The sequence below is a fragment of the Microbacterium sp. 22215 genome (genome assembly GCF_052045655.1).
In the GTDB taxonomy this organism is placed as follows: Bacteria; Actinomycetota; Actinomycetes; order Actinomycetales; family Microbacteriaceae; genus Microbacterium; species Microbacterium phyllosphaerae.
Genome location: NZ_JBQEPC010000010.1, coordinates 55,882 through 76,490, shown reverse-complemented (window position 1 = coordinate 76,490; position 20,609 = coordinate 55,882). Strand labels below are relative to the sequence as shown.

At 68.8% G+C, this 20,609-nt stretch carries 23 protein-coding genes; 14 read left to right on the top strand and 9 right to left on the bottom strand.

Translation table 11 applies throughout. The annotated features are described in order from the left end of the window. The first annotated feature begins 228 nt into the window (after positions 1-228). From ACTJKH_RS15275 to ACTJKH_RS15245, 7 genes are read left to right on the top strand one after another with little or no spacing between them, the layout of a single operon-like run. Positions 229-945 (top strand): NUDIX hydrolase, encoded by a 717-nt coding sequence (locus ACTJKH_RS15275; protein ID WP_210097458.1) that lies wholly within the window; start codon positions 229-231, stop codon positions 943-945. Then, positions 942-2,279, top strand: a complete 1,338-nt coding sequence (nadA, locus tag ACTJKH_RS15270; protein WP_440737609.1) for a quinolinate synthase NadA — start codon at positions 942-944, stop codon at positions 2,277-2,279. The genes ACTJKH_RS15275 and nadA overlap by 4 nt, the downstream gene beginning before the upstream one ends. Then, entirely contained in the window at positions 2,276-3,778 is a 1,503-nt protein-coding gene (gene nadB / locus ACTJKH_RS15265) for an L-aspartate oxidase (RefSeq protein ID WP_440737608.1), read from the top strand. The genes nadA and nadB overlap by 4 nt, the downstream gene beginning before the upstream one ends. Continuing rightward, entirely contained in the window at positions 3,778-4,629 is an 852-nt protein-coding gene (gene nadC, locus ACTJKH_RS15260; RefSeq protein ID WP_440737607.1) for a carboxylating nicotinate-nucleotide diphosphorylase, read from the top strand. Before nadB ends, nadC begins: the two co-directional genes overlap by 1 nt. Before the next feature lie 5 nt (positions 4,630-4,634). Then, complete coding sequence (locus ACTJKH_RS15255; RefSeq protein ID WP_440737606.1) at positions 4,635-5,774, top strand: cysteine desulfurase family protein; 1,140 nt, start codon at positions 4,635-4,637, stop codon at positions 5,772-5,774. Positions 5,775-5,810: 36 nt separating this feature from the next. Beyond that, positions 5,811-6,758 carry a glycosyltransferase family 2 protein gene (locus ACTJKH_RS15250; protein ID WP_440737605.1) on the top strand — a complete coding sequence of 316 codons (948 nt, stop codon included), beginning with the start codon at positions 5,811-5,813 and terminating at the stop codon, positions 6,756-6,758. A 20-nt stretch (positions 6,759-6,778) separates the two neighbouring features. Continuing rightward, entirely contained in the window at positions 6,779-7,552 is a 774-nt protein-coding gene (locus ACTJKH_RS15245; protein WP_440737604.1) for an SDR family NAD(P)-dependent oxidoreductase, read from the top strand. A gap of 7 nt (positions 7,553-7,559) precedes the next feature. Here ACTJKH_RS15245 and ACTJKH_RS15240 read toward each other — a convergent pair whose 3' ends face one another. Next, on the bottom strand, positions 7,560-9,605 hold the full coding sequence (locus tag ACTJKH_RS15240) for an ABC transporter ATP-binding protein (protein WP_440737603.1): 2,046 nt from the start codon (positions 9,603-9,605) through the stop codon (positions 7,560-7,562). 170 nt (positions 9,606-9,775) lie between these two features. Between ACTJKH_RS15240 and ACTJKH_RS15235 the strand changes: the two genes are divergently transcribed. Beyond that, positions 9,776-11,254, top strand: a complete 1,479-nt coding sequence (locus tag ACTJKH_RS15235; RefSeq protein WP_210097451.1) for an MDR family MFS transporter — start codon at positions 9,776-9,778, stop codon at positions 11,252-11,254. Between the two features lie 25 nt (positions 11,255-11,279). On the opposite strand, the gene ACTJKH_RS15230 is transcribed toward ACTJKH_RS15235, so the two are convergent. Beyond that, complete coding sequence (locus ACTJKH_RS15230) at positions 11,280-11,423, bottom strand: hypothetical protein (RefSeq protein WP_210099270.1); 144 nt, start codon at positions 11,421-11,423, stop codon at positions 11,280-11,282. A 93-nt stretch (positions 11,424-11,516) separates the two neighbouring features. On the opposite strand from ACTJKH_RS15230, the gene ACTJKH_RS15225 reads away from it, so the two are divergent. Continuing rightward, complete coding sequence (locus tag ACTJKH_RS15225; RefSeq protein WP_440737602.1) at positions 11,517-12,098, top strand: 1-acyl-sn-glycerol-3-phosphate acyltransferase; 582 nt, start codon at positions 11,517-11,519, stop codon at positions 12,096-12,098. 10 nt (positions 12,099-12,108) lie between these two features. On the opposite strand, the gene ACTJKH_RS15220 is transcribed toward ACTJKH_RS15225, so the two are convergent. After that, complete coding sequence (locus ACTJKH_RS15220) at positions 12,109-12,330, bottom strand: hypothetical protein (protein WP_440737601.1); 222 nt, start codon at positions 12,328-12,330, stop codon at positions 12,109-12,111. Between the two features lie 69 nt (positions 12,331-12,399). Between ACTJKH_RS15220 and ACTJKH_RS15215 the strand changes: the two genes are divergently transcribed. Beyond that, a complete protein-coding gene (locus tag ACTJKH_RS15215) occupies positions 12,400-12,933 on the top strand; it encodes a DUF6328 family protein (RefSeq protein WP_440737600.1) in 534 nt (177 codons plus the stop codon). A gap of 20 nt (positions 12,934-12,953) precedes the next feature. On the opposite strand, the gene ACTJKH_RS15210 is transcribed toward ACTJKH_RS15215, so the two are convergent. Then, positions 12,954-13,496: a Dps family protein gene (locus tag ACTJKH_RS15210; protein ID WP_210097447.1), complete on the bottom strand. Its 543-nt coding sequence runs from the start codon at positions 13,494-13,496 to the stop codon at positions 12,954-12,956. A gap of 163 nt (positions 13,497-13,659) precedes the next feature. Here ACTJKH_RS15210 and ACTJKH_RS15205 point away from each other — a divergent pair, with 163 nt between their 5' ends. From ACTJKH_RS15205 to ACTJKH_RS15195, 3 genes are all read left to right on the top strand, one after another. Beyond that, positions 13,660-14,133 (top strand): GNAT family N-acetyltransferase, encoded by a 474-nt coding sequence (locus tag ACTJKH_RS15205; RefSeq protein WP_440737669.1) that lies wholly within the window; start codon positions 13,660-13,662, stop codon positions 14,131-14,133. 76 nt (positions 14,134-14,209) lie between these two features. Continuing rightward, positions 14,210-14,509 (top strand): Fe-S cluster assembly protein HesB, encoded by a 300-nt coding sequence (locus ACTJKH_RS15200; RefSeq protein WP_210097446.1) that lies wholly within the window; start codon positions 14,210-14,212, stop codon positions 14,507-14,509. 132 nt (positions 14,510-14,641) lie between these two features. Then, the gene (locus ACTJKH_RS15195) at positions 14,642-14,986 is read left to right on the top strand and encodes a LysR family transcriptional regulator (protein ID WP_210097445.1); all 345 of its coding nucleotides are present in this window, start codon (positions 14,642-14,644) and stop codon (positions 14,984-14,986) included. Positions 14,987-14,989: 3 nt separating this feature from the next. On the opposite strand, the gene ACTJKH_RS15190 is transcribed toward ACTJKH_RS15195, so the two are convergent. Then, positions 14,990-16,654, bottom strand: a complete 1,665-nt coding sequence (locus ACTJKH_RS15190) for an ABC-F family ATP-binding cassette domain-containing protein (protein WP_440737599.1) — start codon at positions 16,652-16,654, stop codon at positions 14,990-14,992. A gap of 107 nt (positions 16,655-16,761) precedes the next feature. On the opposite strand from ACTJKH_RS15190, the gene ACTJKH_RS15185 reads away from it, so the two are divergent. Next, positions 16,762-17,430 carry a hypothetical protein gene (locus ACTJKH_RS15185; RefSeq protein WP_440737598.1) on the top strand — a complete coding sequence of 223 codons (669 nt, stop codon included), beginning with the start codon at positions 16,762-16,764 and terminating at the stop codon, positions 17,428-17,430. 21 nt (positions 17,431-17,451) lie between these two features. On the opposite strand, the gene ACTJKH_RS15180 is transcribed toward ACTJKH_RS15185, so the two are convergent. From ACTJKH_RS15180 to ACTJKH_RS15165, 4 genes are read right to left on the bottom strand one after another with little or no spacing between them, the layout of a single operon-like run. Continuing rightward, positions 17,452-17,988, bottom strand: a complete 537-nt coding sequence (locus tag ACTJKH_RS15180) for an isochorismatase family protein (protein WP_440737597.1) — start codon at positions 17,986-17,988, stop codon at positions 17,452-17,454. 5 nt (positions 17,989-17,993) lie between these two features. Next, the gene (locus ACTJKH_RS15175) at positions 17,994-18,554 is read right to left on the bottom strand and encodes an alpha/beta fold hydrolase (protein WP_440737596.1); all 561 of its coding nucleotides are present in this window, start codon (positions 18,552-18,554) and stop codon (positions 17,994-17,996) included. 58 nt (positions 18,555-18,612) lie between these two features. Next, entirely contained in the window at positions 18,613-18,759 is a 147-nt protein-coding gene (locus tag ACTJKH_RS15170; protein WP_440737595.1) for a hypothetical protein, read from the bottom strand. A gap of 39 nt (positions 18,760-18,798) precedes the next feature. Further along, positions 18,799-20,565: a GNAT family N-acetyltransferase gene (locus ACTJKH_RS15165; protein ID WP_440737594.1), complete on the bottom strand. Its 1,767-nt coding sequence runs from the start codon at positions 20,563-20,565 to the stop codon at positions 18,799-18,801. Positions 20,566-20,609: the final 44 nt, after the last annotated feature.

The following is a 20,609-nucleotide window of genomic DNA, read 5'->3' as shown; positions in this document are numbered from 1 at the left end:
TGCTGCACTGCAGGAGGGATCTCCGGGATGGAGCCGAGCCCCAGAGCGGAACTCGCGACAGATCCCCGTGAAGGGATTTGTTAGGACAGTAACCTAACAAATAGCCATCCGGGCGACAAGAGTCCGGAACGCTGGTATATAACGTTTCGGCCTCAGCGGCCGATCCGTCATACAGGTGCACTAAGAGTCGGGATGACACTAAGATCGATCTCGGAGGTTAAGGTACGTATGACTCAAACCAGGGGCATCGATGTCGCCGTGTCGACGGTGATCCTCACGCTGCGTCGCACCGACGACGGCGCGGCGGTGCTCGCGCTGCCCCTGGTCCTGCGCACGCGCGAGCCGTTCGCCGACCAGTGGGCGCTTCCCGGAGGCTGGCTGACGCCGGCCGAATCGCCGGTCGATGCCGCCGCCCGCACACTCGCCGAGACGACCGGTCTCACACCCAGCTACCTCGAGCAGCTCTATGCCTTCGGCGCCGTCGACCGCTCCCCCACGCGCGTCGTGTCGATCGTCTACTGGGCCCTGCTGCGGCAGGACGAGGTCGACGCCCAGAGCGCCGCGCATCGGGCATCCGGTCTCGCTCCCGAGAACGTGCGCTGGTTCGATCTCGGCGACCTGCCACCGCTCGCGTTCGATCACCGCAAGATCATCGACTACGCGCTCTGGCGCCTGCGCAGCAAGGTCGGCTACAGCCGGGTCGCACACGGCTTCCTGCCGGCCGAGTTCACTCTGGCCGACCTTCGGGAGGCCTACGAGGCGATTCTCGGCAAGCATCTCGACCCGGCCAACTTCCGCCGACAGGTCGAGTCCGCCGGCAACCTCCTCCCCACCGACCAGTTCCGCACCGGCAGTCACCGCCCCGCCCGCCTGTACCGCTACAACACCGATGTCGAACTGGCCGATCACGGCCCTCTCGGCCCCGAGGAAACGAGCACCCGATGAGCATCACCTTCGTTCCGACCCCGGCAGTCCAGCCCGTCGACGCCTCCGTCGACCACGCGATCCAGTCGATCGTGTCGGGTGCCTCGACAGACGCGACCTGCACGACCGATCTCGCCGCGGGCCCCTGGGACTTCGACGCGCGCCCCGGATACGGGCCGGGATCCTCGATGGGAGATGTCATCCCGACCGGAGCGCCGCGTCAGGGCGAGCTTCCGGCGGAGTATCGCGAGGCGAGCGAGGACGAGCTCGACGAGCGCATCCGCGTGGCCAAGGCGACGCTCGGCGACCGGGCCGTCGTGCTCGGACACTTCTACCAGCGCGAGGAGGTCGTGCGTCACGCCGACTACCTGGGCGACTCGTTCCAGCTCGCGACAGCGGCGAAGGAGCGACCGGATGCCGAGGCCATCGTCTTCTGCGGCGTGCACTTCATGGCCGAGACCGCCGACCTGCTCTCGGGCCCCGACCAGGCTGTGATCCTGCCGAACCTCGCAGCCGGATGCTCGATGGCCGACATGGCCGACATCGATCAGGTCGAGGACTGCTGGGAACAGCTCGCCGATGTCCTCGGCGATCTCGACGCTCAGGATGCCGACGGCCGGGTGCCCGTCATCCCCGTGACGTACATGAACTCGTCGGCCGCGATCAAAGGCTTCGTCGGACGGCACGGCGGAATCGTGTGCACGTCGTCGAATGCGCAGACCGTGCTCGAGTGGGCGTTCGAACGAGGCCAGCGGGTGCTGTTCTTCCCCGACCAGCACCTGGGTCGCAACACCGCGAAGGCGATGGGCGTGCCCCTCGAGCAGATGCCGATGTGGAACCCGCGCAAGGCGCTCGGCGGCTCGACGGCATCCGCTCTCGTCGACTCCCGCGTGATCCTCTGGCACGGCTTCTGCTCGGTGCACCGGCGCTTCTCCGTGGCGCAGATCGACCAGGCTCGCGCCGAGCATCCCGACGTGCGTGTGATCGTGCATCCGGAGTGCCCGATGGAAGTGGTGGACGCCGCGGACGAAGCGGGTTCCACCGACTACATCCGCCGCGCGATCGCCGCCGCGACAGAGCCCACGACCTTCGCGATCGGCACGGAGATCAACCTCGTGCGCCGACTGGCCGCACAGTTCCCCCAGCACGAGATCTTCTGCCTCGACCCGGTGGTCTGCCCGTGCTCGACGATGTACCGAATCCACCCCGGATACCTCGCGTGGGTGCTCGAAGAGCTGGTGGCCGGCCGCACCCCCAATCGGATCACGGTGACGGCGGACGTGGCCGACCCGGCGCGGGTCGCCCTCGAGCGGATGCTGGCGGCGAAGCCGCCGGTGGTGGCGAGCGCACGATGAACGTCATCGTCGTCGGTTCGGGCATCGCAGGCCTCACCGCCGCGCTGCACGCCCAGGAGGCGGGGCACGCGGTCACGGTCGTGACCAAGGGTGCGCTCGGTGACGGGTGCACCGGGTACGCCCAGGGCGGTGTCGCCGGGATGTACGGCCCGGACGACTCGGCCTCGCAGCACACATCCGACACGATCAGCGCAGGGGCGGGGCTGTCGGATCCCGCTGCCGTGGCCGTGCTCGTGCAGGATGCGGCCGCGAGGATCGCGGAACTGATCGCTCGCGGCGTCGCCTTCGACCGCTCCCCCGAGGGCGAACTTCTGCTCGGGCGCGAGGCCGCCCACAGCCATGCCCGCATCGTGCACGCGGGTGGCGACGCCACCGGAGCAGCGATCGCCCGTGCGCTGGTCGCCGCCACTCGGCACGCGGCCATCACCGTCGTCGAACACGCGTTCCTCGCAGACCTCATCGTCACGCAGGGCGAGGCACGCGGCATCCGCGTGCTCGTCGACGGAGCTGTCGCAGACTTCGCAGCAGATGCGGTGATCCTCGCGACGGGCGGGGCCGGCCACCTCTACGCGCACACGACGAATCCTGCCGGCACCACCGGCGACGGCATCGCCGCCGCGCTCCGTGCCGGCGCAGCGGTCGCGGATCTGGAGTTCATGCAGTTCCACCCCACGATCCTCGCCGAGGGGCCGGCATTCCTGGTGTCCGAGGCCGTGCGCGGTGAGGGCGCGACACTCATCGACGTCGACGGTCGGCGCTTCGTGTTCGACACCCACCCCGACGGCGAGCTGGCTCCCCGCGACGTCGTGTCGCGCGCGATCGCACGACAGGCCGCGGCTCAGGGCTCTCCCGTGCGTCTCGACGCCACGATGCTGGGCGCGCGCATGCTGGCGCACCGCTTCCCGACGATCGACCGGGTCACGCGCGAGCGCGGTTTCGACTGGGGTATGGAGCCGATTCCGGTGACCCCTGCCGCGCACTATCTGATGGGCGGTGTCGTCACCGACCTCGACGGCCGCACGTCGATCCCCGGTCTCCTCGCCGCCGGAGAGGTCGCCCGCACCGGCGTCCACGGCGCCAACCGTCTCGCCTCGAACTCGCTGCTCGAGGGTGCGGTCTTCGGGGCTCGCGCGGCCGACGCCGTGAGCACGCCCTGGACGAGCTCCGTGGCGTCCCCCTCGGTGGAGACCCCGAGATCCGGGCGCGGCGCCTCGCCGCTCTCGCCCGTGGACGGCGCCTCGTTCAGCCGCGATGCGCTCCAGCGGCTGATGTGGGACGACGTCGGGCTCCTCCGCACAGAGGAGGGCCTCGAGCGAGCACTCGGCTCCCTCACCCTGTGGCTCTCCGCCGCAGCGGCCCCCGTCACCCTCGCCGAACGCGAGGACGCGAACCTGCTCCTCCTCGCCGTGTCCACGGCCTCAGCCGCACTCGCCCGCACCGAATCGGTCGGTGCCCACTACCGCGACCCCGTCGCCTCGCCGCTCTTGGAGACCGTCTGATGCTCACGCCCGCACTCATCACCCGTGTCGTGGGCGCAGCCCTCGAGGAGGATGCTCCGTGGGGTGACCTCACCAGCACCACGCTGCTCCCCGCCGACGCCACCGCCACCGCCGATCTGGTCGCCAGGGAAGAGGGGATCTTCAGCGGAGGCGACGTGTTCGCGGCCGCCTTCGCCCTCACCGATCCATCGATCACGATCGACGTGCACGTCGGCGACGGCGATCGCTTCACTCCCGGCGACGTGCTCGCCTCGGTCTCGGGGTCGGCCCGCGGCATCCTCACCGCCGAGCGCATCGCGCTGAACTTCGCGCAGCGGATGAGCGGCATCGCGACGCTGACCGATGCCTACGTGCGAGCGATCGAGGGCACCTCGGCGCGCATCGCGGACACCCGCAAGACCACCCCCGGCCTCCGCGCGTTCGAGCGGCATGCGGTGATCTCGGGCCGCGGCCACAACCATCGGTACTCGCTGTCGGATGCCGTGATGGCGAAGGACAACCATCTCGCAGTGCTCCAGCGCTCGGGTGTCGACCTGGCCACCGCTCTGCGAGAGGCCTTCTCACGGCTGCCCCACACGACCCATGTGGTCGTCGAGGTCGACCGGCTCGATCAGATCCCCGCCGTGCTCGACGGCGGAGCGCACACCGTGCTGCTCGACAACTTCTCGGTGGACGATCTGCGTGCCGGCGTGGCGCTGATCGGCGACCGTGCCCAGGTCGAGGCGTCGGGCGGGGTGAACCTCGACACCGTCGGCGAGATCGCGAGGACCGGTGTGGACGTGATCTCGGTCGGGGCTCTGACCCACTCGGCACGCGCGCTCGATCTCGGCCTGGACGTGCGGATCGACTGACTCCGATGCTCTACCTCGATCATGCGGCGACTGCCCCGGTCCGGCCGGAGGTGCTCGACGCGATGCGTCCGTACCTCACGGGAGTGTTCGGCAACCCCTCCAGTCATCACACCTATGGCGAGGCTGCGGCGAGCGCGCTCGACGATGCACGGTCGCGGGTCGCGCGAGCGCTCGGCATGCGCATCGGCGACGTCGTGTTCACCGGCGGCGGCACCGAGGCCAACAACCTCGCGGTCAAGGGGATCGTGCTCGCCGCTCTCGCCGACGGCCGGCGTCATCTGGTGGTCTCGCCGATCGAGCACGAGTCGATCCTGGAGTCCGCCGACTATCTGCGACGCTTCCACGATGTCGAGGTCACGGCCGCACCCGTCGATCGACAGGGCCGGATCTCCGCGGTCTCGCTTCATGAGGCGATCCGCGACGACACCGCGCTTATCGCCCTCGGGCACGCCAACAACGAGATCGGCACGATTCAGGACGTGGCCGCGCTCGTGGAGGTGACCAGGTCCGCACGGGTTCCGCTGCACGTCGACGCCGTGCAGTCCGCAGGGTGGCTGCCGCTCGCGGAGCTCGGGGCGGATGCGATCGCGATCGCCGGGCACAAGCTCGGAGCCCCGAAAGGGATCGGCGCTCTCGCCGTGCGCGGACGGCTCGCACTCGAGCCGCTCCTGCACGGGGGCGGGCAGGAGCGCGGCCGCCGCTCGGGGACCGAGAACGTCGCGGGGGCCGTCGGACTCGCCGTGGCCTTGGATCTCGCCGAGGCGGAGCGCGAGGCGCTGAACAGCCGCATCGGCGCGACGACGCAGCGGTTCATCGCCGCCGTCCTCACCCTCGTGCCGCAGGCGGCGCTCACGGGTGATCCGATCAGACGGCTTCCCGGCACGGCGAGCTTCACGTTCACCGGTGTGAGCGGAGAAGCCGTGCTGCTCGAGCTGGAGCGCCGAGGCGTCGTCTCCTCGAGTGGATCGGCGTGCGCAGCGGGAAGCGACGAACCCTCCCACGTGCTCCTCGCCTGCGGCGTGGAGCCGTCCGTCGCGCAGACGTCCGTGCGCTTCACATTCGGCCGCGACCCGCTCCCCGAGGACCTGCCCGACCGGCTCGGGAACCTCGTGGCGGAGTCGGTGCGCGCCGTCGCAGTCCGCTGAGGAAGACACCCTGTTCAGCGGCCATAGACTCGGCTGGTGACCGCCACCGCCCCGATCGTGACTCTGATCGTCCCCGGCCGCGACATCGCCGCCTTCGCTCCTGCCGCACTCGATTCGCTGCGCGCGCAGACCGAGACCCGCTGGCATGCGATCCTGATCGACGACGGATCGACCGATGACACCGCCCGGATCTTCGCCGAGGCCGCAGCATCCGATCCACGGTTCCGCTTCGTGCGACATGAGGCGTCGCGGGGGCTCGGAGCCGCGCGGAACGCGGGCATCGAGCTCGTCGACACCCCGATGGTCGGGTTCCTCGACGGCGATGACGAGCTGACCTCCACTGCTCTCGAGCGACTCATCGGAACCCTCGCAGAGACCGGGAGCGACTTCGTCGCCGGTGCCTACGTGCGGTCGCGCTTCGACGGCGAGCGCTATGTTCCCGGACGCGTGCAGCCCTGGGTCGAGGCCGCGACCTCGCCGGCGCGACTCGGCACCACGATCGTCGAGCATCCCCGAGCGAGCGCCAACATCGTGGCCTGGTCGAAGGTCAGCCGCACAGAGTTGTGGAGCGATCTGAGGTTCCCCGAAGGGGTCGCGTACGAGGATCAGGTCGTGGCCCAGCTGATGTACACGCGGGCACGGGCATTCGACGTGCTCCCCGACACGGTCGTCCGCTGGCGGCTCCGCGCCGACGGGACCTCGATCACGCAGGGCCGGGCGCAGCTGCCGGTGCTCCGGGACTACCTCACGGCGCTTCGCGGCGGCATCCGCGTGCTCCATGACGCCGGTGCGCACGCCGCCGTGACCGCGCGCCTCGAACTGATCCTGGCGATGGACCTGCCCCCGCTCCTCGACATCGCTGCGACCCACCCCGACCCGGCCTACGCGGCGGAGGTCGAGGCGTTCGTCGCCGAGATCCAGGCGCTGCCGGAGTACTCCGGGGCCACCCCCGATCCCCGCCTCACCGCCGCTCTGGCCTGGTGAGTGCACGTCCAAGGAGACCCATGAACGACTACCTCGCCGACCTGTTCTCGCTCGAGGGCCGCATCGTGGTCGTGACCGGAGGGAGTTCGGGAATCGGTCGTGGGATCGCGACGGCTCTCGCCAAGGCGGGAGCCGCGACGGTGATCGTCGCCCGCGGTTCCGAGCGCATCGACCAGACGGTCCGCGAACTCACGGACGCCGGATGCCGAGCGGCGGGCGTCGTGGGCGACCTCAGCACCCGCGACGGGATCCACGCCGTGGCCGATGCGGCCGCCGCGCCCTTCGGAGAGCCTGACATCCTCGTGAACTCCGCGGGCATCAACATCCGTCCCCCGTTCGCCGAGATCACGGAAGACGATTGGGACGCGACGATGACCGTCAATGCGCTCGCCCCGTTCCTGCTGGGCCAGCGCTTCGCCTCCGGAATGGCGGAGCGGGGTTACGGGCGCCTCATCCACATCAGCTCGCAGCAGGCGCATCGCGCCTTCGTGGGGAGCGGCGTCTACGGAGCATCGAAGGGGGCCGTGGAGTCGTTGATGCGGTCGGAGGCCGAGGCCTGGGGCGGGACGGGCGTCACGAGCAACTCGCTCGTCCCCGGGTTCGTGCTGACGCCGCTGAACGCGCGACTGCAGGAGGACCCGGCGCAGATCGCGGCCCTCGCCGCCCGCACGATGATCGGGCGGAACGGGCTGCCGTCGGACTTCGCCGCCGCGGCCGTGTTCCTCGCCGGCCGGGGGTCTGGCTACGTCACCGGGCAGTCTCTCTTCATCGACGGTGGACTGTCGGTGCATTGAACCGTCTTCAGCCCTCGGCGGGATAGACCCTCTCGTCCGCGCGCGAGGCATCGAGCAGCGGCACCGGCGCCGTGAGGGCTGCGACCGCATCCGCTCCCGCCGAGTCCTCGGGTGCACGGTCGGCCCTGCGATCCGTGAGCGCGGCGACCACTCCGCCCGCGACGACCTCTTCGATCACCGTCTCGGTGGCGAGCACGCGCGAGGCCGCGACCTGCTGCGCGGCCAGTTCCGCATACAGCCCTCCGCGTGCGAGGAGTTCGGAGTGGGTGCCCGACTCGACGATCTGACCGGCCTCGACGACGTGGATCACGTCTGCACCGATGATCGTCGACAGCCGATGCGCGATCGTGAGCGTCGTTCTTCCCTTCGCCGCCTCATCGAGGGCCTCCTGCACGACGCGCTCCGAGACGGTGTCGAGCGCCGAGGTGGCTTCGTCGAGCAGAAGCACGGGAGGGTCCTTCAGCAGCACGCGGGCGATCGCGATGCGCTGCTTCTCCCCGCCCGAGAGCCGATACCCGCGCTCCCCCACGACGGTGTCGTAGCCGTCTTCGAAACCGTCGATGATGTGGTGGATGTTGGCCGCCTGGCAGGCGGCGATGACCTCGGCCTCGGTCGCCTCCGGCTTCGCGTAGAGCAGGTTCTCGCGGATCGTCGCATGGAACAGGTACGTCTCCTGCGAGACGATGCCCACCTGATCGATGATCGACTCCTGCGTGAGCGTGCGGACATCGGCCCCCGCGAAGAGCACCGCCCCGCCGTGCGCCTCGTACAGGCGCGGTGCGAGGTAGAGCACCGTCGTCTTGCCCGCGCCCGAGGGACCGACGAATGCGACGTGCTGCCCGGGCTCCGCGACGAACGACACTCCCTGCAGAGTCGGCCGCGCGTCTGGCGCTGCATCGGGATAGCGGAACACGACATCGGCGAACTCGATGCGCCCCCGCGGGCCCGGCGCCTCGGAGACGGAGATCGCGTCGGGAGCATCCTGGATCTCGGGGACGAGATCCAGGTACTCGAAGATGCGCGCGAACAGCGCTGACGACGTCTGCAGGTCCAACGACACCCGCATGAGGCCCATCAACGGCTGGAGCAGTCGCGCCTGCACGGTCGTGAACGCCACAACCGTGCCGGCCGTGATCGCGCCCGTGCCGCCGGCGATCAGGTAGCCGGAGACGAGGTAGATCACGGCCGGGACACTCGCCATGAGCACCTGGACGACAGCGAAGAAGCCCTGACCGCTCATGGCTCGTCGCACCTGGAGCTTCACCTGATTGCGGTTCTCGGCCTGGTACCGCTGGGATTCGGTGCGCTGACGGTTGAACGCCTTCGACAGCAGCATCCCCGACACGCTCAGCGTCTCCTGCGTGATCGAGGTGAGCTCGGACAGCGATTCCTGCGTCTCCCCGGCGATGCGCGCCCGCACCTGCCCGACTCGTCGCTGCACGATGATCAGGAACGGCATCAGCACGACCGCGATCAGAGTGAGACGCCAGTCGATCAGGATCATCGCGACGAGCGAGGCGATCACCGTGACGATGTTGCCCAGGATGCTGGTGACCGTGTTCGTGAGCACGCCGGAGACGCCGCCGACGTCGTTCTGCAGACGCGATTGGATCACTCCGGTCTTGGTGCGCGTGAAGAATCCGAGTTCCATCGCCTGAAGATGCTCGAAGAGCCGCACTCGCAGATCACCCGTGACGCTGTTGCCCACCGTCGAGGTGAGCCAGGTCTGGGCGACGCCGAGCACGGCCGAGAGGAGGAACAGTCCGACCATCCCCGAGACGAGCCAGATGAGCAGCTGCAGCTGCGGGCCGCCACCGGCGACGGGGAACAGCGCGTCGTCGAAGATGCGCTGGACGATCAGCGGCGGGATCACCGCGATGCCCGCGCCGATGACGACGAGCACGCCCGTCCAGAAGATGCGCCACCGGTACGGGCGGAAGAGGGTGACGACCCTGGCTCCCAGTCCGCTGATGCTCGGGGCGTCGGCGTTGAGGCGACGCTGCGTGTCTTCGTCCACGCGACGGAACCCGCCGTGCATTCCACCCATGCTCATGTCGCCAGCGTAGTCAGCGTGGCGGACGTCGGGCCGCCCGCGGCGTCCGGACGGTCCGCTGAGAGCGGATTCACTCCGATTCGGAATGAAATGTCCGAACCTGTGGTTACGCTGAGTGGTCCCCGCGCACTCGCGCGATCTCTCCCCCTCTTCAGTGCCTAGGAGGCCGTATGTCTGCCGTCGACACCGGGTCGATCACCACGCCCCCTGCCGCACCCGGAGGTGAGATCGCACGCAGTGACATGCGCGTGATCTGGCTCCTGCTCGTCGCCGCGTTCGTCGCCATCCTCAACGAGACGACGATGGGCATCGCGATCCCCCACCTGAACGTCGACCTCGGCATCCCGCCCGAGCTCGGCCAGTGGCTCACGAGCGCGTTCATGCTGACGATGGCCGTCGTCATCCCGACCACAGGATTCATCCTGCAGCGCTTCACGACGCGCCAGGTCTTCATCGCCGCGATGATCTCGTTCTCGCTGGGAACCCTGGTCGCCCTCGTCGCGCCCGGGTTCGCCGTTCTGCTCGTGGGTCGCGTCATCCAGGCGGCCGGCACCGGAATCATGATGCCCCTGCTGATGACCACCATCATGAACGTCGTCCCGCCGCAGTCGCGTGGTCGCATGATGGGTCGAGTCGGCCTGGTCATCTCGCTCGCGCCCGCGATCGGCCCGACGCTCGCCGGCGCCGTGCTCGAGACGCTGCACTGGCGCGCGCTGTTCGCGATCATCCTGCCGATCGCCCTGGTCTCGCTCCTCATCGGGGCCAAGTGGATGACGAACCTCGGCGAGACCCGCAAGGTCCCCCTCGACGTGCTCTCGATCCCGCTCGCTGCGCTCGGCTTCGGCGGCATCGTGTTCGGTCTGAGCCAGTTCGGCGGCGAGGGCGGCTCGGGCGAGACGACCGGAATCGTCGCACTCGTCGTGGGTGCCGTCGCGCTCGCCCTCTTCGTGTGGCGCCAGCTCGTGCTGCAGCGGGTCGATGACGCGCTTCTCGACCTGCGGGTCTTCCGTTCGGCGAACTTCACGTTCTCCGTCATCATCATGACGATCCTCGCGCTGTCGATGTTCGGCACCCTGACGCTGCTCCCCCAGTACCTGCAGAACGTCGCCGGGCTCAACGCCCTCGAGTCCGGCCTCATCCTGCTGCCGGGCTCCGTGCTCATGGGTCTGCTGGGTCCGATCATGGGTCGCGTGTACGACGCACGCGGCACCCGCCCGCTGCTGATCCCCGGAACGATCCTCGTGTCGGCGGCGCTGTTCTACTACTCGACCGTGGGCGAGCACACCGTGTGGTGGGTGCTCATCATCGTGCAGGCCGCGATGTCGGTCGGTCTCGCCATGTCGTTCACGCCGCTGTTCTCCGCCTCGCTCGGATCGCTGCAGCGCTCGCTGTACTCGCACGGCTCCGCGGTGCTCAACACGCTTCAGCAGGTCGGTGGAGCGGCCGGCGTCGCCGTGCTCACCGTGACGTACTCGGCCATCCTCCACGCGGGTGAAGCGGAGGGGCTGGAGACGGCCGCCGCAGGAGCCCCCGGTGCGCGCATGGCCTTCCTGATCGCCGCGATCATCTCGCTCGCGGCTGTCGCGCTCAGCGCGTTCGTCACGAAGCCTGCCGACGACATCGCCGGTGGAGCACACGGCGGGCACTGACCACCGCCACGGCGGCGTCTGATCGCTACTGCGTCTTGGGCGCAGGGAAGTGGCAGACGCCGCCGCTGCAGTACCCGGCGGAGTCGTTCTCGAGCAGGTTCAGAGCGTCCGGCAGCGGCCGGAGCGCGGGGGTCGCGTCCTGCTCGGCGGAGTCCTGTGTCGTGGCCATCATTAGATGCTACGCCTGCTGCGACCCAGTGGCGCGGAAATCGACACGCCGATCGACAGCAGACGGACAGCAGTGCTCCCCTACGGTTGACGAGTGCTCACACGACTCCTCGCCCGCCTGTATTGGACGTTCAGCCGCTGGACCCTCACCGCTGAGTCGACGCCGACTCGCCCCACGATCCTGATCGGCGCGCCCCACACGTCCAACTGGGACTTCGTGCTGATGCTCGCCATCGCCTGGCGCCTGCGCATCGAGGTCCACTGGCTGGGCAAGAACAGCCTCTTCCGAGGGTGGCGCGGCCCCATTATGCGCCGGCTCGGCGGCATTCCCGTCGATCGTTCGGATCCCGCCCGAGTCGTCAACGACGTCGTCGCTCAGGTCAACTCCGGAGGCGTGTTCGGGCTGGTCATCACCCCCGACGGGACCCGTGGGGGCAACGAGTACTGGAAGTCGGGGTTCTACCGCATCGCGCGCGAGACCGGGATGCCCGTCACCCTCGGCTTCGTCGACCGCACGACGATGACGACCGGACTCGGGCAGACGCTCGACCTCACCGGCGATGTCGCCGCCGACATGGATCGGATCCGGGCGTTCTACGCCGACAAGGCGGGCCTCCGCCCCGAACGTCGGACGGTCCCCCGTCTCCGCGAGGAGCAGACGACCGAAGAAGACTGAGACCGCGGTCTCAGTCGGCGTCCGCGGCATCGACTTCTGCCTGCGCCTCCGCGCGCGCAAAGGCGAGATCGTCGTCGGACAGTGTCTCGGCCATCCCGACGACGGCACCCGTGATCGTCCGGATCTCCTCCCGGGCCTTCTCGCCCAGGTGCGGAGCGGTGTCACTCAGCACCTCCACGCGTGCCTCACGAGAGATCTCCGACCACCACTCGCGGATCGGTGGGAGCGTCATCACGCTCTCCTTCTCGGCCGGCGCGCAAGAGAGTGGACAGGATTCGACAAGTCCCACGAGACTGGCCGCATGGAAACCGATGACCGACCCGTGCCGTCCCCTGAGCTCGACGACCGTCGAGACGGACGAGACGAGACGCGCAACGAGCGCGCAGACCGCAACTGGGAAGAACTTCTCCAGGAACTGCGGGTGATGCAGACCGGTACGCAGATCCTCACCGGCTTCCTGCTCGCCGTGGCTTTCACTCCGCGGTTCGAGGACATGGATGAGTTCCAGCGAGATGTGTACGTGGTGCTCGTGGCCCTCGCGGCAGTCGCCACGATTCTGGCGCTCGCCCCCGTTGCTCTGCACAGGGCGCTGTTCGGTCGACGCCGCAAACCCGAACTCGTGCGGGTGGCTGCGCGGATCGTGGTCATCGATCTCGTGGCGATCTCCGCCCTCACGATCGGTGTCACGACTCTCATCGTCGATTTCACGGTGAATCGCAGCGCGGGACTCATCGCTCTCGTCTCCTCAGTGGTCTTCGTCGGCCTGCTCTGGCTCGTCCTCCCCCGCCTCGTTCGGCGCGAGGCCGAGCGAGGCGGGTCGGTCGATCGGAGCTGAGCGGGAAGACCGAGGAATCCTCAGCGCCCTGCCGGGGTCCGGTTCTCGGCGCTGACCATCCACGCGAACTGCTCGAGGCTCTCGATGACCGCGTGCAGGATGTCCGCCGACGTCGGATCCTCTTCGTCGACGGCGTCATGGACTTCGCGGATCGTGCCGACGACGGCATCCAGTCGCGCGGTGATCAGATCGATCGTGTCGGTGGTCGACACCTCGCCCGCCGGGAACGCGGGAAGCGAGGTCGTTTCGGCGATCGTGTCGGTACGGCCGTCGGGAACGGCATGCAGCGCACGCATGCGCTCGGCGACCGTGTCACTGAAGGTCCGGGCCGCGTCGATGATCTCGTCGAGCTGTCGGTGGGTGTCGCGGAAGTTGCGTCCGACGACGTTCCAGTGCGCCTGCTTGCCCTGGAGCGACAGCTCGATCAGGTCCACGAGCACGACCTGCAGGTTGGCGGCCAGGGTCGGGGAGGCGGTGAACCCCTTCTCGGCGTTCTGCCGCCTGGTGGTCTTCGCGCCACGCTTGGACGTGCTCGCGGTCTTCGACTTCGTGTTCTCAGCCATGGGGGTCCTCCTCGTGTCGGTCCTGCGACGCTAGCCCTCGATCCTCCCGGATTCGAGGGGGTTGACACCTCAGCGGCGCAGGCCTGATGGTGGCGCAGTGATCGAACCAGATACTTCCTCAGACCAGACCGGTGACACCGGACCAGACGTGGCGATCGCGTCGATGACCGAAGCGGATGCCGGCGAGGTGCTCACGCTGCAGCGTGCGGCCTTCGTGTCGGAGGCGCAGATCTACGGCAGTGCCGACATGCCGCCGCTGACGCAGACGCTCGCCGAGGTCGAGGCGGAGCTGAGAGCGGGGAGCGGGCTGACTGCTCGCATGAACGGCCGCCTGGTGGGCGCGATCCGTTTCGTGGAGGACGACGGCGTGCTGCTCATCGGGCGCATCGCGATCGCCCCCGACATGCAGGGCGAGGGCATCGGTCGAACACTTCTCGACGAAGCCGAGCGGTCGTCGACGGCAACGGAAGCGGAGCTCTTCACGGGCAGCCTGAGCGAGGCGAACATCCGTCTCTACAAGGCACGCGGCTACCGCGAGACGGTGCGCGTGCCCGACGGTGACGGCACGGAGCAGGTGTTCCTGAGAAAACCTCTGCATCAGGTGGGAGACCCCTCCGAACCGGGCGCGTCGGGTTGAAACGCGTCGCGGGGTGGGGAATCGTGGCCCGGACACGCCGCACCCGCGTCGTGACCGCAACCGGAAGGAGAGTCTCGTGCTCACCCTCACCGATAACGCCTCCGCAATCGTGAACACCCTCGTGAGCCGTCAGACGGACGCCACCGACGCAGGGCTCCGTATTCACTCCACGCCCGCACCCGGGCCCGACGGCGGCGCGCGCCTCGCCGTCCTCGTCACCCCCGATCCCGAGCCCGAAGACCAGGTGGTCGAGGTCTCGGGCACCCGTCTCTTCCTCGATGAGACCGCAGCCGCCGCTCTCGATGACAAGATCCTCGATGCCGGAGTGGATGACGAAGGCTCGGTGTCGTTCGCTGTGCTCCCGAAGGTCGCCTGACGAAAGAACTTCCAGGATGCCGCGGCTCGTCGAGCCGCGGCATCCGTGCGTCTGAGTCGGGTGCGCATCCGGCTCGCGTAGGTTAGAACCAGAGCCGCGATCGTCGTGGCCCGAGAAGGACCGTTCACGCGCATGAAGTTGGCACTGCTCCGTCGCTACGTCGTCCTCGCCGAGACGCTGCACTTCCCCCGAGCCGCGAAAGAGCTGGGCATCCCCCTGGCCTCGCTCTACACCTCGCTCGACAAGCTCGAAGAAGAGGTGGGCCACACGCTCGTCAACCGCGAGGGCACGCCCCGCCTGACGAACGTCGGCGAGCTGTTCCTCGTCGAGGCTCAGGCCACGGTGGCTGCCGCTCCCCCGCCTGCGCCGAAGACCGTGGCTCCGGCCGGCGGCAAGGCCAAGGCATCCAAGGGCAAGGGACGCGCGCCCATCGTCAAGGGGCAGCCCAAGCCGTACAAGAAGCGCCAGGGTCGCTGAGCCTCAGCGCTCTTCGACCTGCCCATTGTCGACGCTCCAGCGACGGGTCGTCTGCACCGCCTCGAGCATCCGACGGTCGTGCGTGACGAGCAGAAGCGTGCCGGTGTAGGACTCCAGCGCCTGCTCGAGCTGTTCGATCGCCGGAAGGTCGAGGTGGTTGGTCGGCTCGTCGAGCACCAGCAGATTGATGCCGCGCGCCTGCAGAAGAGCGAGCGCCGCCCGGGTGCGCTCGCCGGGCGAGAGCTCGTCGACCGGACGCGTCACGTGATCGGCCCGGAGACCGAACTTCGCCAGCAGCGTGCGGACCTCAGCCGATGACATCTCGGGAACCAGCGCCTCGAAGGCGTCGGCGAGCGCAGCATCGCCGACCAGCAACGATCGCGCCTGGTCGATCTCGCCGACCCCCACACTGCTGCCCATGGTCGCAGTCCCCTCGACAGGCGCCTGCCGCCCGAGGAGCGCTCGGAGCAGCGTGGACTTGCCCGCACCGTTCGGGCCGGTGATCCCGATGCGGTCGCCCGCGTCGACCTGCAGCGACAGCGGCCCCAGCGTGAAATCGCCCTGCCGGAACACCGCGGAGTTCAGCGTCGACACGACGGTGCTCGAGCGAGGCGCGGCTCCGATCGTGAACTCGAGCTGCCACTCCTTGCGCGGCTCCTCCACCTCGTCGAGGCGTGCGATCCGACTCTCCATCTGACGCACCTTCTGCGCCTGCTTCTCGCTGGACTCCATCGACGCCTTGCGCTTGATCTTGTCGTTGTCCGGCGACCTCTTCATCGCGTTCCGCACACCCTGACTCGACCACTCGCGCTGGGTGCGGGCACGAGCGACGAGATCGGCCTTCTTGTCGGCGAACTCGTCGTACTTCTCGCGCAGGTGCCGGCGCACGACGGCACGCTCCTCGATGTACGCGTCATATCCGCCGCCGTAGACACGGTGGGAGTTCTGCGCGAGATCGAGCTCGAGCACCCGGGTGACGCTTCGGGCGAGGAACTCGCGGTCGTGACTGACGAGCACGACGCCGCCGCGGAGTCCGCGCACGAAGGCCTCCAGCCGGTCGAGGCCGTCGAGGTCGAGGTCGTTGGTCGGCTCGTCGAGGAAGACGATGTCGAAGCGCGAGAGCAGCAGAGCGGCCAATCCGACGCGGGCGGCCTGCCCGCCGGAGAGCCCCGTCATGAGTGCGTCTTCGGCGACACGTCCACCGCTCGGAAGCCCCAGATCCGCCAGCACCGCAGGGATGCGCTCGTCGAGGTCGGCGGCACCGCTGGCGAGCCACCGGTCGAGCGCCTGCGAGTACGTATCGGCCGGATCCGTTCCCTCCGGCGCGAGGGACGGGTCGCCCAGCGCGGCAGCAGCGGCATCCATCTCTCGTGTCGCCGCAGCACAGCCGGTCCGACGCGCGATGTACTCGGCGACGGTCTCACCCTCGACGCGCTCGTGCTCCTGCGGCAACCAGCCGACGAAGGCATCGGTCGGTGCGAGCGAGACGGTGCCGTCAGCGGGCGCGAGGACACCCGCGAGGATCCGGAGCAGCGTGGATTTGCCCGCTCCGTTCGCGCCGACGACGCCGATGACGTCTCCGGGAGCGACGGTGAGGTCGAGGCCCTCGAAGAGGATGCGGTGACCGTAGCCACCTGCGAGATTCTGGGCGACGAGGGTTGCGGTCATCAGACAATCTTCTCAGCCCTGCGCCGTCGTTCACGCACACGATCACGGTTCGCCAACGCTCGGCCCCGCAGCCGCGCGCCGGCATCGGCGACCAATACGATCGGGGCATGCGCCGACGTCACGCTCCGCTCCTTCTCGCTCTGGCCACCACCGCCGCGCTTCTGCCCGCCTGCGCGCCTGAGCCTGCTCCGGGCGCCTCGACCCCCGCGCCGACATCGTCGGAGACGCCGAGTGCCACCCCCACCCCTGCAGCCGAGGCTCGCCTCGTCGTCACGATCGACGGGCTCGAGTTCGTCGACGGCGCCGACACCGAGTCCGCGGGATACGACGATGCCGCGGCTGTCCTGGAACTGCTGGAGACGGCGACGGGCGAGGCGCCCGCCCTGACCGACCTTCAGGACCCGCCGGGTTACGAGACCAACCTGGTCAGCTACGACTGGGACGGCCTCAGCGTCGTGACCGAGGAGGGCGGCGAAGGAGCCTCCTCACGGATCCTCGTCGATGCCGCCACGGTGGGAGGCGTCCCGATCGCCTCGCAGGAGGGGCTCACGATCGGTTCGACCCGCGATCAGGTCATCGCCGCGCAGGGCTGGGACGTCTGGGACGAGGACGATGACGGCATCGCCGACTACCTGGGCGTGGGCGAGCAGGAAGTCCCGGGAACGACCTCGCTGACCCGCCCGGGAGAGACCGGCATCCGATACGTCATGTTCTCGCTCACGGACGATGTCGTGACGAAGATCAACGCGCCGGCTGACGACTTCAGCGACCTCTGAACCTCATCGACGCGGCTTCCGTCAGAGCGCGACCTGATCGTGCGTGGCGATCGTGAACCGCTGACCCGGGTACCGCAGACCCGAGAAGTACATGTTCGTATGCGCGACGATCTGCTCACCCGAGATCGGCACGCCGTCCCATTCGGTGTCGACAGTGGTGTGCGCGTCGCTCACGAGCGTGACGTCGTATCCCTCAGCAGCCGCGCGCTGCATCGTCGTACGCACGCAGAAGTCCGACTGCGCCCCTGTGATCACCAGGTGCGTCGCGCCGAGCTCGTCGAGCGTCGTTCGCAGGGTCGTGTCTGCGAAGGAGTCGCGATAGTCCTTGTGGACGAGCCGCTCCCCTTCCGCACGCAGCAAGGGCGCCGCGAGCTCCCACTCGGGCGTGCCCACTCCGACCGGATCGTGATGGATCCAGACCACGGGGACGTCGGCGGCGCGAGCGCGATCGACCAGCGCAGCGGCACGCCCGAGCACGCCCTTCTCGTCGAAGCATCCGGGCATCACCCCGGCCTGCAGATCGATTGCGAGAACGACGGTGCGCTTCGGCGACACCATCCGGATCAGTCCCAGTCCAGGTATTCCTCGATGATCACACCGGTCTCGATCGGGTGGTGCATCGGGAACAGGTGATCGCCGGCGATCGTCTTGATGCTCGAGCGGTCGGGGATCGTCGACTGCAGCGCCTCGGCGTTCGCCGCCGGGGTGTCGGTGTCTTCAGTCCCCTGGACGATCAGCACCGGGATCGCGGGCGCGACAGCGATGTCGACGTCCTCGACGCCGAGCAGCAGGAGCCCGTTCGCGCGGTCAGTGTGTGCGGCGACCAGAGCGCGGGCGATCGTGCCACCGAATCCGTGTCCTCCGACCCACGTGTCTTCGATGCCCACGTGGTCGATCACGGCGACGACGTCTGCGACACGCTCGTCCACGGTCGCCTCTCCGCCGCGGTGGCCGATGCGCAGCACGTGGAAGCCCGCCTCCTCGGCGAGGTAGTGCGCGGCGACGCCGAGCACGTCGGCCGCCAGCCCCTGCTCCTGGACCAGCACGAGCTTGACAGGTCCGTCGCCCTCATCCACGAAGGGGATGGCGCGGCCCTCTGGCTCGAAGATCTGGGTGTCGGTCATGGGCGCGCGGCTCCTCGTTCGGCGTGCAGGGGTCGTGTTCCAGCGTAGTCGAGGGCGTCTAGCCGCTGTGGTCGCCGAGGTCGGGCTTCGCTCGCAGAGCGTCGGCGATCTCCTCCTCCGGTCGCGGCGCGATGGTCTCGTCGACTTCGAGTTCGGGGACGGACGGCTCGTCCGGGGCGGGTATGTGCAGGTTGTGGTCAGACATGGCGAATCCTTCGGTCGGCGGCACCCACAGCGTACGCCGTTAGATCTGGCGCTTCAGTCCGACGTGGGCGGTCTCGTATCCGAGCCGCGTGTAGAAGGCGCGAGTACGATCCCGTGCTTCATCGGTCGTGACCTGCGACAGCCGCGCACCCCGTGCACGACCGAACTCGTGCGCCCACTCGAGCATCGCCGCCCCCAGGCCCTGCGACCGCTCCCCTGGCGCGACTCGCAGTCCCTCGATCTGAAGTCGGGTCGAGCCACCGCGCGAGAGCCCCGGGATGACGGTCAGTTGGATGGTGGCGACGATGTCGTCGGTGCTGTCCCGGACGACCCCCAGGTAGTTGGAAACGTCGCGAGCGACGGCGCTGAAGCCCGCCTCATATCGCTCGAGTTCGACGCTTTCACGGTCCGAGCCGAACGGGTCATCCGACAGCAGCGCTGCGATCGCCCCGATGTCATCGCGGCCCGCGCGCTCGAGACGGAAGGTCCGGCCTGCCACCTGCAGCCGTCCACGCACGGACGACCGCGCGTCCGCCTGCAATCGGGAGACGAGCAGGTCGAGCCATCCGCCGACGTTGACGCGCGCCTCAGCCGTGTCGGGATAACGGCATCTGAGGTGCAGACCCGACTCGTCCAGGATGAACCACAGCATGACGCCGTCGGTGTCGGTCGCGGCGCTGACGTACTGGGCATCCAGGCCGACGGAGTCGATCCGTACGGGCAGCCTGCGCAGGTCCAGCCACGAGATCGCGAACATTCCGGGAGCCACGGGCATGCCGCCCCACGGAGCCAGGACGTCTGCGAGCGGCCACGCGCCGAGTTGCACAGCCTCCTTGACCGCAGCCGCCGCGTCGTGCGGTTCGGCGAGCTCCGATTCGAGGACGGAATTGGTGATGAACCAGCCGACCGAGTCGTGCCAGTTCTCCTCGAAGCGGCTGTGCACCGGGAACACCGCTCGCAGCGCGGTGCCCGCCAGCTCGCGGGTCACGGCGGTCATCGCGACGACTGCGCGTGCGAGGGTCGAGACGCCGTCGTCACGCGCTTGCGCAGCGAACGCCGCGGCGTCATCGACATCGAACACGTCGCGCACCTCGACCCGCTCACGCTGCGGCTCGGGCGCACCCAGCGACAGCGGGAACCGCGGCATCACGCCGCCGCTGTCGGCGATGATCGATTCCCAGCGCTGACGCACGCTGTCCGGTGCAGCATCCCGATCGAGGAGTGCCTGCGTGTGCTCGACGAATGCCGGAGCCGGCGTCGGCATCGGTTTTGCGCCCGACTTGCCTGCATCGAGCGCGGACAAGAGGTCACGCGCGATCACCAGCATCGACCACATGTCGACGTGCGCGTGATCCGCCGCGATCACGACCGTGAGCCCCGCGGCGGTCTCCAACACGCACAGCCGGTGCGAAGGACTCCGGTAGGGCGAACACGCGGCATCGAGGATGTCCCGCAGCGCGTCATTGACAGCCTGACCAGGGCCCACCTCATGCTCGACCCAGCTTCCGGGGCCGATCTCGATCTCGTGGAGCACCGGGACGCCATCAGCACCGGGCGCGAATGCCGTTCTCAGCGTGCCGTGACGGGCGATGACAGCCAGCCAGGCATCCGCGATCGCCTCGCGACGAACATCGGCGGGGAGCCGGAACGACAGTGCCATCCAGGAGCCGGGTCGGTCGCCCGCCCCGACATGGAGTCGCTGATCGAACGAGACGGGGAGGCGCCGCCCGAGCGGGGACGCGCTCACGTCGTACCCCCAGAGCCGTCCGAACGGGAGGCGGAGGTGCGTGACGTTGGTCAGTCGCATGGGCAGTACCTTATCGGCCCCAGATAACCTGAAAACTCCACGAC